Below are 205 nucleotides of genomic sequence, written 5' to 3' on the forward strand. Positions count from 1 at the left end.
CCTCGCGCTGGTCGGCGAGAGCGGATGCGGGAAGTCCGTGCTGGCCTCCGCCCTGCTCGGACTGCTCCCCGGCAACGCCGAGACCACGGGCTCCGCCGTCGTGGCCGGAGGCGGGCCCGGCAGCGACGGCATCGACCTGCTCGCCGCCGACGAGCGCACCCTGGCCCGCTCCGTACGGGGCCGCCGCGTCGGCCTCGTCCCGCAG

1 protein-coding gene is annotated in these 205 nt (G+C 78.0%); it reads left to right on the plus strand.

The annotated features are described in order from the left end of the window. Nucleotides 1–205, plus strand: a 205-nt coding sequence (locus tag HTZ82_RS09150; protein ID WP_375540795.1) for an ATP-binding cassette domain-containing protein, incomplete at both ends; no start/stop codon positions are given.

The sequence above is a fragment of the Streptomyces sp. TRM64462 genome (genome assembly GCF_013362995.1).
GTDB lineage: Bacteria > Actinomycetota > Actinomycetes > Streptomycetales > Streptomycetaceae > Streptomyces.